Below are 14,617 nucleotides of genomic sequence, written 5' to 3'. Positions count from 1 at the left end.
CAGTAAAAAAAGAGAGATGACAAAAATCGTCACCTCCCTTTTTTTCGAATAATTGTTGTTCTCCTGTCAACTTCTTGATCACAAAACACAATATTCATAAGAATTAAAATTATTTTGCTTCGTTTTTCGTTGAACCATCTTCATTCAACATTGCTTTTCTTGACAGATTTACGCGTCCTTGTTTATCGATTTCCGTTACTTTCACAAGGATCTCATCACCTAGTTTAACAACATCTTCGACTTTATTGACACGATCGTTTGCCAATTGAGAAATATGGACAAGTCCATCTTTTCCTTTGATCAAGTTGATGAATGCACCGAATTTTTCGATACGGACAACTTTCCCTAGATAAACTTCACCGACTTTGACTTCTTTTGTCAGATCTTCGATGATCTTGATGGCTTTTTTGATCATTTCTGCATCAGCAGAAGCAATACTTACTTTTCCATCTTGATCGATATCGATTTTTACACCCGTTTCATCGATGATTCCATTGATCGTGTCTCCGCCTTTACCGATGACATCTTTGATTTTAGCAGGTTCGATCTGGATCATTTCGATTTTTGGTGCATATTGGCTTAATTCTTCACGTGGAGCAGCAATCGTTGAAGTCAATTCTTCTAAGATTTCCATACGTGCTTGTTTTGCTTGAGTCAATGCTTCAGTTAGGATTTGTTCTGTGATTCCTTGGATCTTGATATCCATCTGCAAAGCAGTGATACCATCTTTTGTACCGGCAACCTTAAAGTCCATATCGCCAAGATGATCTTCCAGCCCTTGGATATCTGTTAAGATCGTATAGTTCTCACCATCAGAAACAAGTCCCATCGCAATACCGGCAACAGGTGCTTTGATTGGTACCCCTGCGTCCATCAATGCTAACGTGCCAGCACAGATACTTGCTTGGGAAGAAGAACCATTTGATTCCAATACTTCTGCTACCAAGCGGATCGTATAAGGAAATTCTTCTTCTGAAGGGATTACTTGTGCCAATGCTCGTTCTCCTAATGCGCCATGTCCGATTTCCCGACGTCCTGGAGATCCTGCACGTCCTGTAGAACCAACAGAAAACTGAGGGAAATTGTAGTGGTGGATGAATCGTTTGCTGACTTCAACCCCTAAACCGTCAATGATTTGGTGCTCTCCTAAAGGTGCGAGTGTACAAGCAGATAAAGCTTGTGTTTGTCCTCGTGTGAACAATCCTGATCCATGTACACGTGGCAATAAGCTGACTTCTGATGACAATGGACGGATTTCATCCAATTTACGCCCGTCAGGACGGATTTTATCGATGGTAATCAATTCACGTACGACATCTTTTTCTAAATCTTCCGTGATTTGTTTGACTTCTTTCAATAAGTGATCTTCATCTTCGTGACCTGCAAATTTCTCAGCGTAAGCTTCACGAATATCGAGTTTCACTTGCTCAATGTTCTCTTCGCGAGCAAGTTTTTCTTCGGTCATTACTGCTGCTTTCATTGTAGCGTAAGAAGCATCAAAAATTTCTTTTTTCAATACTTCATCAACTTGCAGTAAAGTGACTTCCATTTTTTCTTTTCCTACTGCTTGAACGATTTCTTCTTGGAAAGCAACTAATTCTTTGATAGCGTCAAAACCAAACAGCAATGCACCAAGCATGTCTTCTTCTGAAACTTCTTTCGCGCCACTTTCAACCATGTTGATCGCTTGTTTCGTACCAGCAACAGTTAATTCGATATCTGTTTGTTCTGCTTGCTCTACCGTTGGATTCAAGACATACTCACCATTTACACGACCAACTTCTACACCCGCGATTGGACCATCAAATGGGATATCTGAGATTGATAGTGCTAAAGAAGAACCTAACATCGCTGCCATAGCTGGTGAACAGTCAGTTTCTACACTCATCACGATGTTCGTTACTTGGACTTCATTACGGAAGCCTTCCGCAAACATCGGGCGGATCGGACGGTCGATCAAACGGGCAGTCAATGTTGCTTCTGTACTTGGACGACCCTCTCGTTTGATGAAACCTCCAGGGATTTTCCCTGCTGCATACATTTTTTCTTCATAATTGATCGTTAATGGGAAAAAGTCTGTATCTTTTGCTTCTTTAGAGGCCACAGCTGCACTTAAGACCACTGTATCTCCATAACGGACTAAAACGGCTCCGTTTGCTTGTTTTGCTAGCTGACCGACTTCGATTTGTAAGGGACGGCCGCCCCATGTCGTTTTGAATACTTGTTTTTCTGACATAACTTCTCCTTTTCCTTCTCGTGAAAGCAAGACGCTACTAAACAAATGAAAACTGCCGAAAGCCGTTTTTTGAGCAGCTTTCATTTGGTTAGTAGGAGTCCATCTAGCTTGATCACGGAATTTTGCTTAATTGATATACGAGTAAAAAAAGTGAGATTCATGTGAATCCCACTCTTTTTGACTAAAATTAACGACGCAAGCCTAAACGTTTGATCAATTCGCGGTAACGTTGAACGTCAGTTTTACGTAAGTAAGCTAACAAGTTACGACGGTGACCAACTTTTTTCATTAGGCCGCGGTATGAATGATGGTCTTTTTTGTGCACGCGTGCATGTTCATTCAAGTGGTTGATTTCTTCAGTTAATACAGCGATTTGTACTTCTGGAGAACCAGTATCCCCTTCATGGCGAGCATATTCGTTGATGATTTCATTCTTGCGTTCTTTTGAAATTGCCATTTCTTTCACCTCTTTCGATTATTCCCCTGCGACTGAGTAAAACGTTGGTGATTCGCTTAACCAAGTGGCAGGCCGTGCGCCTAGAGCACACAGCTATACTTTACCTGAAACCGGGCTGGAAATCAAGTGGTTAATCATTAAGAAAAAGTAGTTTTCAAACAATCTTACTACTACTTTTCCATTTTTGTGGTAAACTATAATGCGAAAATAGACTTGAATATAGTCTTCTAAGAAAGGGGTACATATTCCATGATTACAATGGATGATATCATTCGTGAAGGAAATCCGACCTTACGCGAAGTTGCAGAAGAAGTTTCTCTTCCATTAAGCGAAGAAGATCTCTCTTTAGGAAAAGAGATGCTTGAGTTCTTAAAAAACAGCCAAGATCCAATCAAAGCTGAAGAATTGCACTTACGAGGCGGTGTTGGCTTAGCTGCGCCTCAATTAGATATTTCTAAAAGAATCATTGCTGTTCACGTACCAAGTGCAGACCCAGAGGTAGATGAACCTTCTCTAAGTACTGTTATGTATAATCCTAAAATTTTGAGCCATTCTGTTCAAGATGCTTGTTTAGGGGAAGGCGAAGGCTGTTTATCTGTTGACCGAGAAGTACCAGGATATGTCGTTCGCCACGCCAAAATCACTGTGTCTTATTATGATATGAATGGTGAAAAACACAAGATTCGTTTGAAGAATTATGAATCGATCGTCGTTCAACATGAAATCGACCATATCAACGGTGTGATGTTCTATGACCACATCAACGATCAAAATCCATTTGCATTAAAAGAAGGCGTATTGGTGATCGAATAGAGATTTGGATTGATCCTTCGATTCTAATGGCATAAGAAAGCTTTATAAAGAGGTTGTGAAAAAGCTGTCCTGCATCAAGTAATAAGAACAGCCAAACAAAAATAGCTCTTCCTATTTTTCGTTTAGTTAGGCTTATTACCTCAGATGCAAGTTTTTGAACATATTCGGAATAAAGGGGCTGTGACACGTCGTTTGTCACAGCCCCTTTTTTATGTTTCGCTACTAAATTTAAAATGAAATTTCCTGAAATCAAAATTCAAGATGTGGCTGTGTCTTGGATAGAGATAAAGCTTTATTGGGAATTACCTGTTTTTTCTCTCCAGAAGGATAACTTTTACGTGTCGTTACGTCTTCTAGAAGTTGCCCTAACCCCTGTTTTCTTGAATCTAATGTGGTTGCACTCGTCGTTTGGGAGGGAGTTTCCCACGTCTTTATTAACTGTCCCACTCGCTTCGATTCATTGCTGTCTGCCCAAGATTCTGCTTTTATCAACGATATTTCTTTTTGTGTATTTGTACTTACATTTTGCTTTGTTGGACTATCTTGTTTCCAGTTGTTTGATTGATTATTTTCTTTATGCTGTATATCAGCTGCTTGCATGATATCTGATAAGGATTGATGGTTATGTCGAGAAGCTAAATCCTTTAGTTGTGACGGCTTGTCTTGATGTGTATTTTTTGGCTGAATCGTTTGATCTGTCTTTTGCTTTGATTCCTCTCTATTTTCCAAAGGATTTATTTCTACTAGCGTCTCTGTCCTCGTACTATTGTCTTGTTTTGCCGTACTTTTTGGCTGAGTCAACTGTTCATTTGGTCTTAGATCCATGCCAAAGTCTTTGACACATGCTTTCCATAATTCGGGATTTGCCTCCCATGGTGCCATTCTGTTTTGTGCTCCATTGTAGAAAACTACTTTCTCCCTAAGCTCTGGCGTATGATAAATATAACGGAGAGCTGCAGCACGTGAGTCTATCCGGCTTCCATTGACAATTCTCACATCTTTATCAATGCTGTAATCGTTACACATCACGATCGTTATATCAGATCGTTCTTTTGCGACTTCTAACATTATCTTTTCAAAACAGGCATCTATATTTTTTCTTATTGTAAGGTTTTCTGGTTGAAATTCCCTACGAGAATTTATAATTGAATTGATTTCGTTCCACAAAATAAGCTTTTTGTTTTTAGACTTAAATTCAGAAGCATAGGCGTAAGGAGTGAAAGGAATATTTTTTTCTCTCCTTCTCTAAGTTCTTTTTCAAACATCGGGTGCTTATCGAGAAATTTTTTTATATCTTTTTCTTCTCCATAAATCATATACATCCTTTGATTATCACTTTGCCTTACTGTACTGCTTGGGGCAATTCTGGCAATTCTTTTGTAATGTTCTTGTTCAGCTAGAGACTTAAGACCAAAACTATAAGAGTAAGAAATGAAAGGAATATTTTTTCCCTCTCCTTCTCTAAGTTCATTTTCAAACACTGGATTCTTATCGGCAAATTCTTTTATGTCTTTTTCTTCTCCACTGTTTTGCCTTACTGTACTGCTTGGGGTAGTACTCTCTAAATTTTTGGCTTGTTCGTTTACAATCTTAAGATCAGAAGCAGAAGCGTCAGGAGTGGAAGGAATATTCTTTTCCTCTCCTTCTCTAAGTTCATTTTCAAACACTGGATTTTTATCAGCAAATTCTTTTATATCTTTTTCTTCTCCACTGTTTTGCCTTACTGTACTGCTTTGCTGTAAATGATTGGCTGCATAGGCTGGATCCAACGTAAGATTCGTAATCCTACATTCTTCTTTCCATGTCACAGCAAGATCCTTATCTCTTTCCCAAGGCATTATATTAGTCAGCTTACCTTTTAAATCGTACATAACAATACTGTTATCATACCCTTCTCCATATAAATACACCCTCCCTGCCAGTTCTTCTTTGTTATGATAAACATAACGGAGCGTGTGACTGGGATAACTCTCTTCACCTCCATTAGCAACTTGTCTTTCTTCAAATGCTACTCCATCGCTCCATTCTGCTACTATAGTCATTAAGTGATTAACAAAAATAGAATCTGAAGTCCGCACATCAAATGCATGTGTATGTTCAGGATCATAGTAAAGGTATAAATTGATTCTTGGATTCGTTTTTGCTACTTCTACGGCTATCTGTCCTCTCAAGTCGTACAAATAATCGTCGACTCTTTCGACTCTTTCCTCCTCAGAAAGCTGTGATGTACCATCAACAGTTAGATTTAGATTATTATAGATATTCTCTAGTTTTAGTTCTTCAAACTTCCTGCTGACCTTCTGGAAATCGTCCCATAAAACCCATCCTTTGATCTCAGGGGAAAGATACTCCGTGAAGTTTTGAAAAAAGTGCTGCTGGAACTTCTTATCAGAAAGCTGTTTCGCATGGTCGAACATAGTATTTGTTATAGCAGTTAGATAATCAGTACAGTATACTCCTTCAAATCTCTTACGCCCAGATTCCTTATCAATACGTAAGCCAATTCTTTGTTCTTCTTGTTTTTCAGGATTCATTTCATATCCGCCCCCATTATTTTGTTATAAAAAAGTATACATTACTTTCATACAGACAAAGCGAACACCTTTTTCTTGAAAACAAAAAAACTGGCGTTTAAATTTCGCCAGTTCTTCGGTGTTTTTTTATGGTGCTTGTCATTCTTCGTACAAGATAACTGCTTCAGCTAGTTTTTACTTGATTGTTTTTAGCATTTTTTTCAAGTCTATCTCTTTTTAACGTTCATAGAATCTTATTATTTCTCGTACACATGGCTTTTTATTAGCCGAAGTTTCTCTCTCTTCTTGCTGTCTGATTTGTGCCATTCTTTGTTGTCCAACTTGGGATGTGGAAGCACTTATTAGTTGATCGGTGCTTGTTGATGGCTGTTCATTCCTTATACCCACTGTTTTTAAAAGACTCGATAACTGCTGTGGCTGTTTTTTTATCAACTGTTCTGGACTCTTTCGATGTTTTACCTGAGTGTCTATTGATTGGTGTAAACTTGTTTCGCTTTCCTTCTTTTCATGAAGTTTATTTTCATTATTAATGCTAGGTGTAAGAACGACACTTTTGCATGCATTTCTCCACGCTTCTGCAATCTCTTCTTTTTCCCATGGTAATCTATCGGCAATTTGTTTATGACGATCAAACAGAACAATTCTTCCTTCTAACTCTGATTTATTGTGAAATGCATATCTGAGTATCCTACCAAGACATTTTTCATTCTCACTTTCCGTTCCTTTTGCAAATTCTTCTTCAATATCTAATATACCAGCTCTATCAGTACCACGCCGTTCTATCTTATCAGCATATTGATCGATATCTATGCTACGCCTGCTACTATCACTAGAATTGCTAGTATCACTATCATAATAATCAGAATAATCAGAATTAGTCCAACCGACAACATCGTATGCTGCATAAATTTGTATCGGATCATAAAAAAGTGTCAATTCAGTCATGGGATTTCTTTTTACTATTTCTACCGCTATCTCCCCTTTAATCTTATACAAGTAGGATATGAGGGTTTCCTTAGACCACGTCATTGGTATTTCAAAATTGATATCTAATTTTTTATATATGTTTTCTAATTTGAATTCCTCAAAGCTTCTACTGACTTTTTGGAAATCGTCCCATAGCTCCCAATGTTTTTTATCTGATGGGATATATTTTGTAAAATTCTCATAAAAATGTTGTCTGAAATCTGGATCATAAAATTTCCTTTGGTTTTTGAAGATTGCACCTATCGTAGCAGAAATATAGCCATCAATAGACTCTATCGTATGCTCTGCTTTTGTAGGGTTTTTCTGTCGAAAATTATCCTCATCTGCATATTTTCCAGTTTCTGACACAAATAAACTGATTTTCCGGTGCTCTTGCGGTTTAATTGAAGCAGATAAATCACTTTGTCCATCCATCTGTGGAAGTAGAAATGTCAAAGTCTCTTCTCTACTACTTCTTGACCAGACTGTACCAAGCTCTTTTGACTTGGCCCAAGGAGCTACATTAGTCAACACATTTTTTCTGTCATAATAATAAATCCGACCACCTAATGAGCTCTCATTATGATATAAATGGTGTAACGTATCTGAAGTTTCAGCCAGATGCAATTTTTTAGCAATAGCATTCTCTGTCGATTCTACACGCTTTTTCCATTTTGTTTTTGAAATTGGCGTATAAAATTCTAAATTTTTTACGCTTTCCCAAGCTGGATCATAAAAAACACCGAGTTCTATTTTCGGGTTTTCTTTTGCTAGTTCTACTGACATTTTCCCAAACCATTGATTCAAGGAATGCTTAAACCCTTGTTCAGGATACGCTTTTTTCATGAACTCATCCCATCCTACTATATTCTCTAAATGGAATTCTTCAAACTTACGACTGACTCGTTGAAATTCTCCCCATAGTTGTCCTTGTCTTTTTGTAGAAGGGATATACTGGTCGAAATTTTCAAAAACATCTTGGTTTAGCTTTCCTTGTATCCCATTTTTCTCCTCTAACATTTCTGCAATTATTTCTATATACTTCTCACAGCTTTCCCATTTGTAATTCTTCTCTTCTAAATCATGAAAAGTAGCGTTGAATTCTTTTCCGTTTCCATAAGTCAATAAAATTTTTTCTTGTTCACTCTTATGGATCTGGCTTTCTTTTAATCCCACGAATTTTTCTTCATTTGGTGAAATCACACCGCTCCATAGATCAGTAAGTTCCTTGTTTTTAGCCCATGGTGCTAAAATTATGTGGTCGTTTTTATAAAAATTCACTCTATCTCTCACTGTTTTTTCAAGAGGATATATCAGCCGTATCATAGCCCCTATTTCCGTTTCATCTACTCCTTGAATGATATCCTTCTCAATATCTTTCGCTTTTTCATCTCGATGTTCATACCCATCTGCTAAAGCTTCTATCCGTTCTTCTTTTGTTTTATACTCGCCATTTTTCAGCTTCTTATTTAATAGCTTTCCTTGTTCAGCCTTAGGATCATAAGAGATATACAGTTCAACGTTTGGATTTCCCTTTAGTATCTCTACTATCAGCTCTTCTTTTTTTTCGTTTAAAAGCTCTTCTGCTTGCTTATATATTACTGATAAGTCTTGCGAACCGAAGGAAAGTTTGTTAAATCCTGCATCTCTAAAAATTGTTTCTAGATGGAGTGCTTCAGAAGAGCGAGTTGCTTTGTAAAGGTCATTCCATAATGGCCACTTTCGATTGTAAGTGTAAATATTCTCAGAAAAATTTTCAGAAAATTTTTTCAATCTTTCAGATACGTATTCAGAGTCCTCAAAGTTTCGGATGAATTTAATTAGGCTGTAAGCGAGCGTCTCTATGTATTGATCTAACTTTTCCTCACCAACCTCGTTATAATACAGCTTGATTTTTTGTGCTTCCAACGCTCCTTGATCTTGCTTATTTGGATCCATCTCATATCTGCCCCCATTATCTTGCTAGTTATGTTACAAAAAAAGCGTACAATACTTTGTGCAGACAAAGCGAACACCTTTTTCTTGAAAATAAAAAAACTGGCGTTTAAATTTCGCCAGTTCTTCGGTACTGTTTTTTATGGAGCTAGTCATCCTTCGTACAAGATACCTGCTTCAGCTAGTTTTTGCTTGATTGTTTTCAGCATATGCTTTTCTGGGTATCGGATCGTATGCAGATGGATTCCTCCTGTGAGTTCGGATAATAAAGAAGCATTGCTCTTTTGATAACGTCTCATAAATGAATCGATGTCTTGTGGCGTTTTAATGTGCAACGTACCTGTTAATTCACCGTAAAGCGGATGTTCTACGATTACATCAATGATTTCTCCGCCATTTTCAACGATGAGTCTCAACTCTTCGTCTGTTTGATCTTTTCCGTGCTGGACCGCGATTTTACTGATATGTCCAGTATTGGTTTCTTCTGTTTCAAGGATATAACCTCTTGCTGTTGCCACGATACTTTTACCTGCCGCTCGTAGTAAAGCAATATCACCGACAATAATCTGACGGCTGACTCCAAAAGTTTTCGCAAACTTGCTAGCACTCACTGGTTTTTCTGTATTTGCCAAGGTTTGCATGATTTGTTTTCGTCGTGCCTCTCCTTCGATCACACTTATTCCTCCTTCATTTTGTTTTGGTATTCGCGCGAGTGTTTCATCAAATCAACATATGTGTTTGTTATTGTTTCCTTGTATCCCTTATTTTTCAGCAGTTTAGCAACTTTATCCAATACTTGCTGCTCTCTTTTTTCATCATAAACTGCTTGGTTTCCTTCTTTTTTTACTTGTCCTATTTTAGTTACTGTATCCATTCTTTTTTCTAATAAAGCAACTAATTCTCGATCGATCGTATCAATCTTTTGACGTAATGTTTCAAGAGACTCTTCTAACGGTTCTTCCTCTACTGTCTTGATGATACGAGCAGGATTTCCTGCAATCACTACATTGTCGGGGAAAGATTTGGTCACAACCGAACCTGCGCCGACCACTACATTGTTTCCTAGCGTGACACCCGGCGTGACGATCACGCCTCCGCCTAACCAAACATTATCACCGATTTTTATGGGTTTTGCGTACTCCAAACCACTGTTACGTTTCACTGGATGTAATGGATGTGTTGCCGTATACAGCTGGACATTGGGAGCAAACATGCAGTTATCACCGATTTCGATCGTGCTGACATCTAAAAATGTACAGTTGAAATTTGCATAAAAATTCTCACCGACAAATATATTATATCCGTAATCAAAATTGATAACTGGCTCCATATAGATTTTTTTCCCTGTACGACCAAATGTTTCTTTCAACAATTGGGATCGCAATTCCGCTGATTCGGCTTGGTTGATAATTTGGCTTTGACTTCTTGCAAACATACGGTCGGAAACCAACTCAGGGTCATTGGCAAAATAAAGCTCGCCTGCAATCATCTTTTCTTTTTCTGTTTTGAATTCAGTCATAGTCTACTCCTAATTCTTGTATTTTTTTGAAAACAACCGCTCCGTCTTCCTGAATAAACGTATAAGGTTCCGCTAAATAAACAGGCGTTTGATTGATTACTAAAATTTTGGCTGACGGTTGGCGAAATTGTACCAGATCACAAAATGGATGAACTTGAAAACTCGTTCCAACAATGACGACCAGCTCTGCTTGGCTGACGGCGTAAGCCGCCTGCTCAATGACTTCATCTTGAAATCCTTCACCATATAACACAATGTTTGGGCGTATTTGTCCGCCGCATGCTTGATGTTTGTCGCTGTGAAGATATTCTTTCCAGTCTACTGTTTGTTTACATTTTCGACAATGACATTGATACAAACTTCCATGAAAATTGACGAGTTGCGGGCTCTTAGCTTTTGCGTGCAACCCGTCGATATTTTGCGAAACGACCCAGATATTTTTTTCTTTCGCTAGATGTGCCATTTCTAAATGAATAATATTTGGTTTTGCTTCAGGATGATAGATCTTTTTGACAAATTGATAGAATTTATCCGGTTCATTCACCATTGCTTGATGACTCAGCAAGTATTCCGGCTGTTCCATTCCGTGGTAGATTCCTGTCAGTGATCGATAATCTGGCACTCCAGAAGGTGTGGATACCCCAGCACCGGTCAAAAACGTGATTTTCTGATGAGTCAATATCTCTTTTGCTGCTTCGTCTACTGTTCCTTGTTTCATGTTTTGTCACCTCACTTTCCATTATAGCCCATACTCAAACAAATTTATTGTTGAAAAGTGTGAAAAATAGGAATAAAAAAGTGTGAGGGACATTTGAACAATTTATCACAATCCTCACTGACAAAAGAATGAAAACGTGTTACAATACTGCTGTATAAAAGTGAGGTGAATCGATATGTTACCATTCTTTATTTACTGGGGCGTTATTCTGGCTTGCATCGCCTGGTTAGCGTTAAGTGTTTATTTCTCTGTTTTTTACCTTGTACGCAAAGAAAACGGAAATCTTTGGGCTTTTGCTTTATTCAACGTGATTGCCGCAATTGTTTTAGCCATTACATTAGCCGTTTATCGAACATGGGGCTGGGGAATCACCCAATACTCAAGTTTGATTTATCTAATATTAGCCATTTACGGTGTCGTTGTTCTTTTGCAAGCGATCCTAGGACGTGAGCCAAAGAAAGCGGCTGCTTAAATAATCGAGGTGGAACTGGATGCAGGAAATTTTCTGTTTCAGTTCTTTTTTTATTGTGTTACATACATTTTTGTGTATAATTATACTATCGTTTGCAATGGATAGATGATACACATTTTGATTGTTTTTTCGGTAAAAGTAAAGATTTCTATATTTATCAGTATATTTTCAAAAAACAGCAGTTATAGATTGACAAAGCCTCTCGAGTATCGTAAACTTTTTTTGTATAAATAACTGAATACGAGATGCCTCAATCAATGAGGTAGAGGTCGCGAGAATCATTAACCCTGTGGAGTGAAGCAAACATGGAGAAGCAGGAATAGGGAGGATCGCCGAAATGTACACTTTTTTGCTTGAAGTGTATGTTGGGACGCAAGTTAAGAGCTTGCGGACTGTCTTAGCAGTGATGCTAAGTTGCGCTATGTTTTGTGAGAGGTTTATCACCTTATGGAATTTTAGCGGCCTTTTTATATCTATAAATCGGTCGCTTTTTATTTTTTCAGATAAAGCTTTACCGCATTTCATCTAGACCGCTCGTGTATCATATAATCAGAAAGGGAGAAAAAAATGAAAAAAAATATGGTTTCAGTTGCCGTACTATTTGCTTTTGTCTTCTCACTATTCAGTGTGGGATCTCTGGCAAATGCAGATGAAAAAACACCGAGCGATGAGTTTCGCGTAGGTATGGAGGCTGGGTATGCACCCTTCAACTGGTCTCAACAAACAGACGAGAATAACGCCTTGCCAATCCAAGGCCAAAATAGTTACGCCGGCGGTTATGATGTTCAAATCGCTAAAAAAGTAGCAGATGGTTTAGGGAAAAAATTAGTCATCGTCCAAACAAAATGGGATGGTCTGGCTCCTGCCCTTCAATCAGGCAAGATCGATGCGATCATCGCCGGAATGAGCCCTACTGCTGAACGACGAAAAGAAATTGATTTTACCGATCCATATTATGAATCACAATTAGTAGTAGTAGTCCAGAAAGATGGCAAATACGCAAAAGCAAAAAGTTTAGCAGATCTTTCTGGAGCAAAGATTACTGCTCAGTTAAATACCTTCCATTATACTGTGATCGATCAGATACCGGATGTGCAGAAACAACAAGCAATGGATAATTTCTCAGCCATGAGAACAGCGTTAGCTTCTGGAATGATCGATGGTTATGTCAGCGAACGTCCGGAAGGTGTAACGGCAACTAGTGTGAACAAAGACTTGGAAATGCTCGAATTCAGTGGTGCAGATGGCTTCCAGACAAACCCGGAAGATGTTCAGATTTCTGTTGGTATGCGTAAAGGCGACCCAGATATCCAAAAAGTAAACCAGATTCTTTCTGGCATCTCTAACGATGAACGAACAAAAATCATGGACCAAGCAGTCAAAGATCAGCCTGCTGCAACTGATAGTGAAGAAAAACCCGGCATCATTTCTGACTTCACTACGATTTGGAAACAATACGGCAATATGTTCTTACGAGGTGCTGGACTTACCTTGTTCATCGCATTGATCGGGACAGTTGTCGGTACCACACTTGGATTACTGATTGGTGTCTTCCGTTCGGTACCTGAATCAGGAAATGCACTGACTCGCTTCTTCCAAAAAATCGGAAATGCACTTCTATCTATCTATGTCGAAATATTCCGCGGAACACCGATGATGGTACAAGCAATGGTCATCTTCTACGGCCTGGCACTCGCTTTTGGTATTTCGTTGAATCGAACGATTGCCGCTTTGTTTATCGTCTCTCTCAATACTGGAGCTTACATGACAGAAATCGTCCGTGGGGGAATTTTTGCAGTAGATGAAGGACAGTTCGAAGCTGCGCAAGCCATTGGTATGACCCATGGCCAAACGATGAGAAAAGTTGTTATTCCACAAGTTTTACGGAATATTTTGCCGGCAACGGGGAATGAATTTGTTATCAATATCAAAGATACAGCCGTTTTAAGTGTAATCGGCGTAGCTGACTTGTTCTTCCAGGGGAACTCTGCTTCCGGTGCGAATTTCCAATTCTTCCAAACATTTACGATCGTCGGGATCATCTACTTAGTCATGACCTTTACGATCACCAGAATCCTGCGTGCGGTAGAAAAGAAAATCGATGGACCTTCTGCTTACACAAAGCTTGAAGAAATCGACAATTCAAATTTGCAGGAATAAGGAGGAAGAATCATGAGTGAAAAAATTATTGAAATCAACCATCTAAGAAAAAGCTTCGGTGAAAATGAAGTATTGAAAGATATCAGCGTGACAGTCAACAAAGGTGAAGTTGTGACGATCATCGGTTCTTCTGGTTCTGGTAAATCTACTTTCTTGCGCTGTATCAATTTGCTAGAAAAACCAACAGGCGGCGAGATCATTTATAATGGAGAAAATGTATTAGCTCCTAAATATAATTTACCTAAATATCGAACAAATCTAGGTATGGTTTTCCAATCCTTCAATCTCTTCAATAATATGAACGTCTTGGAAAACTGTATGTCTGGACAAACAACTGTCCTGAAACGAGATAAAGAAACTGCCAAAAAAGTAGCAATCGAAAATCTGGAAAAAGTTGGTATGGATCGTTATGTCGAAGCTAAACCAGCACAATTGTCTGGCGGGCAGAAGCAGCGTGTCGCAATTGCTCGGGCATTATCGATGAATCCAGATGTATTGTTATTCGATGAACCTACTTCGGCGTTAGACCCTGAAATGGTTGGTGAAGTGCTTAATACGATCAAAGACTTAGCACATACTGGCTTGACGATGCTTATCGTGACGCATGAGATGGAATTTGCAAAAGATGTATCTGACCGTGTCATTTTTATGGATAAAGGTGTGATTGCAGAAGAAGGTACACCAGAAGATATCTTTGTCCATCCGAAAGAAGAACGTACAAAAGAATTCCTTTCACGTATTTTAAATGCTTAGGATCAATCGCTGATTGGGACAGAGAGCTGCGGTGTTTACCGCAGTTCTTTTTTT

General features: G+C 38.6%; 12 protein-coding genes and 1 riboswitch. Of the genes, 4 read left to right on the top strand and 8 right to left on the bottom strand.

Annotated elements, in window-relative coordinates; translation table 11 throughout:
• Positions 1-109 precede the first annotated feature (109 nt).
• Positions 110-2,236 carry a polyribonucleotide nucleotidyltransferase gene (pnp, locus tag FTX43_RS05530; RefSeq protein ID WP_002344721.1) on the bottom strand — a complete coding sequence of 709 codons (2,127 nt, stop codon included), beginning with the start codon at positions 2,234-2,236 and terminating at the stop codon, positions 110-112.
• Between the two features lie 187 nt (positions 2,237-2,423).
• Entirely contained in the window at positions 2,424-2,693 is a 270-nt protein-coding gene (gene rpsO, locus FTX43_RS05525) for a 30S ribosomal protein S15 (protein ID WP_002289282.1), read from the bottom strand.
• A 249-nt stretch (positions 2,694-2,942) separates the two neighbouring features.
• On the opposite strand from rpsO, the gene def reads away from it, so the two are divergent.
• Positions 2,943-3,506, top strand: a complete 564-nt coding sequence (gene def, locus FTX43_RS05520) for a peptide deformylase (protein ID WP_002309767.1) — start codon at positions 2,943-2,945, stop codon at positions 3,504-3,506.
• Positions 3,507-3,755: 249 nt separating this feature from the next.
• Here the strand turns inward: def and FTX43_RS15160 are convergent, their stop codons facing one another.
• From FTX43_RS15160 to FTX43_RS05495, 6 genes are all read right to left on the bottom strand, one after another.
• Positions 3,756-4,388 carry a hypothetical protein gene (locus FTX43_RS15160; RefSeq protein ID WP_241763039.1) on the bottom strand — a complete coding sequence of 211 codons (633 nt, stop codon included), beginning with the start codon at positions 4,386-4,388 and terminating at the stop codon, positions 3,756-3,758.
• A 257-nt stretch (positions 4,389-4,645) separates the two neighbouring features.
• On the bottom strand, positions 4,646-6,040 hold the full coding sequence (locus FTX43_RS15155) for a hypothetical protein (protein ID WP_261801558.1): 1,395 nt from the start codon (positions 6,038-6,040) through the stop codon (positions 4,646-4,648).
• A gap of 216 nt (positions 6,041-6,256) precedes the next feature.
• On the bottom strand, positions 6,257-8,914 hold the full coding sequence (locus FTX43_RS05510) for a hypothetical protein (RefSeq protein ID WP_261801557.1): 2,658 nt from the start codon (positions 8,912-8,914) through the stop codon (positions 6,257-6,259).
• A 179-nt stretch (positions 8,915-9,093) separates the two neighbouring features.
• On the bottom strand, positions 9,094-9,615 hold the full coding sequence (locus tag FTX43_RS05505) for a transcription repressor NadR (protein WP_002316587.1): 522 nt from the start codon (positions 9,613-9,615) through the stop codon (positions 9,094-9,096).
• Between the two features lie 2 nt (positions 9,616-9,617).
• A complete protein-coding gene (locus FTX43_RS05500) occupies positions 9,618-10,460 on the bottom strand; it encodes a chorismate mutase (protein ID WP_002316586.1) in 843 nt (280 codons plus the stop codon).
• Complete coding sequence (locus FTX43_RS05495) at positions 10,453-11,178, bottom strand: NAD-dependent protein deacylase (protein WP_002312419.1); 726 nt, start codon at positions 11,176-11,178, stop codon at positions 10,453-10,455. Before FTX43_RS05495 ends, FTX43_RS05500 begins: the two co-directional genes overlap by 8 nt.
• Positions 11,179-11,353: 175 nt before the next feature.
• Between FTX43_RS05495 and FTX43_RS05490 the strand changes: the two genes are divergently transcribed.
• The 3 genes from FTX43_RS05490 to FTX43_RS05475 all read left to right on the top strand — a co-directional run bounded on the left by FTX43_RS05490 (position 11,354) and on the right by FTX43_RS05475 (position 14,563).
• Positions 11,354-11,650, top strand: coding sequence for a hypothetical protein (locus tag FTX43_RS05490; RefSeq protein WP_002293448.1), 297 nt, complete (start codon positions 11,354-11,356; stop codon positions 11,648-11,650).
• A 255-nt stretch (positions 11,651-11,905) separates the two neighbouring features.
• Positions 11,906-12,080, top strand: a riboswitch (Lysine riboswitch).
• A 137-nt stretch (positions 12,081-12,217) separates the two neighbouring features.
• On the top strand, positions 12,218-13,810 hold the full coding sequence (locus FTX43_RS05480) for an ABC transporter permease subunit (RefSeq protein ID WP_002293447.1): 1,593 nt from the start codon (positions 12,218-12,220) through the stop codon (positions 13,808-13,810).
• A gap of 12 nt (positions 13,811-13,822) precedes the next feature.
• Positions 13,823-14,563, top strand: a complete 741-nt coding sequence (locus FTX43_RS05475) for an amino acid ABC transporter ATP-binding protein (protein WP_002293446.1) — start codon at positions 13,823-13,825, stop codon at positions 14,561-14,563.
• Positions 14,564-14,617 lie beyond the last annotated feature (54 nt).

This window comes from Enterococcus sp. DA9 (assembly GCF_008000875.1).
Lineage (GTDB): Bacteria > Bacillota > Bacilli > Lactobacillales > Enterococcaceae > Enterococcus_B > Enterococcus_B lactis.
The sequence above is the reverse complement of the archived record's forward strand: the minus strand, read 5'-3'. Positions and strand labels throughout refer to the sequence as shown.

Excerpts from the sequence above, each read along its gene's own strand:
- pnp (WP_002344721.1), bottom strand. The coding sequence starts at position 2,236 with ATGTCAGAAAAACAAGTATTCAAAACGACATGGGGCGGCCGTCCCTTA.
- rpsO (WP_002289282.1), bottom strand. The coding sequence starts at position 2,693 with ATGGCAATTTCAAAAGAACGCAAGAATGAAATCATCAACGAATATGCT.
- def (WP_002309767.1), top strand. The coding sequence starts at position 2,943 with ATGATTACAATGGATGATATCATTCGTGAAGGAAATCCGACCTTACGC.
- FTX43_RS15160 (WP_241763039.1), bottom strand. The coding sequence starts at position 4,388 with ATGGCACCATGGGAGGCAAATCCCGAATTATGGAAAGCATGTGTCAAA.
- FTX43_RS15155 (WP_261801558.1), bottom strand. The coding sequence starts at position 6,040 with ATGAATCCTGAAAAACAAGAAGAACAAAGAATTGGCTTACGTATTGAT.
- FTX43_RS05500 (WP_002316586.1), bottom strand. The coding sequence starts at position 10,460 with ATGACTGAATTCAAAACAGAAAAAGAAAAGATGATTGCAGGCGAGCTT.
- FTX43_RS05495 (WP_002312419.1), bottom strand. The coding sequence starts at position 11,178 with ATGAAACAAGGAACAGTAGACGAAGCAGCAAAAGAGATATTGACTCAT.
- FTX43_RS05490 (WP_002293448.1), top strand. The coding sequence starts at position 11,354 with ATGTTACCATTCTTTATTTACTGGGGCGTTATTCTGGCTTGCATCGCC.
- FTX43_RS05480 (WP_002293447.1), top strand. The coding sequence starts at position 12,218 with ATGAAAAAAAATATGGTTTCAGTTGCCGTACTATTTGCTTTTGTCTTC.
- FTX43_RS05475 (WP_002293446.1), top strand. The coding sequence starts at position 13,823 with ATGAGTGAAAAAATTATTGAAATCAACCATCTAAGAAAAAGCTTCGGT.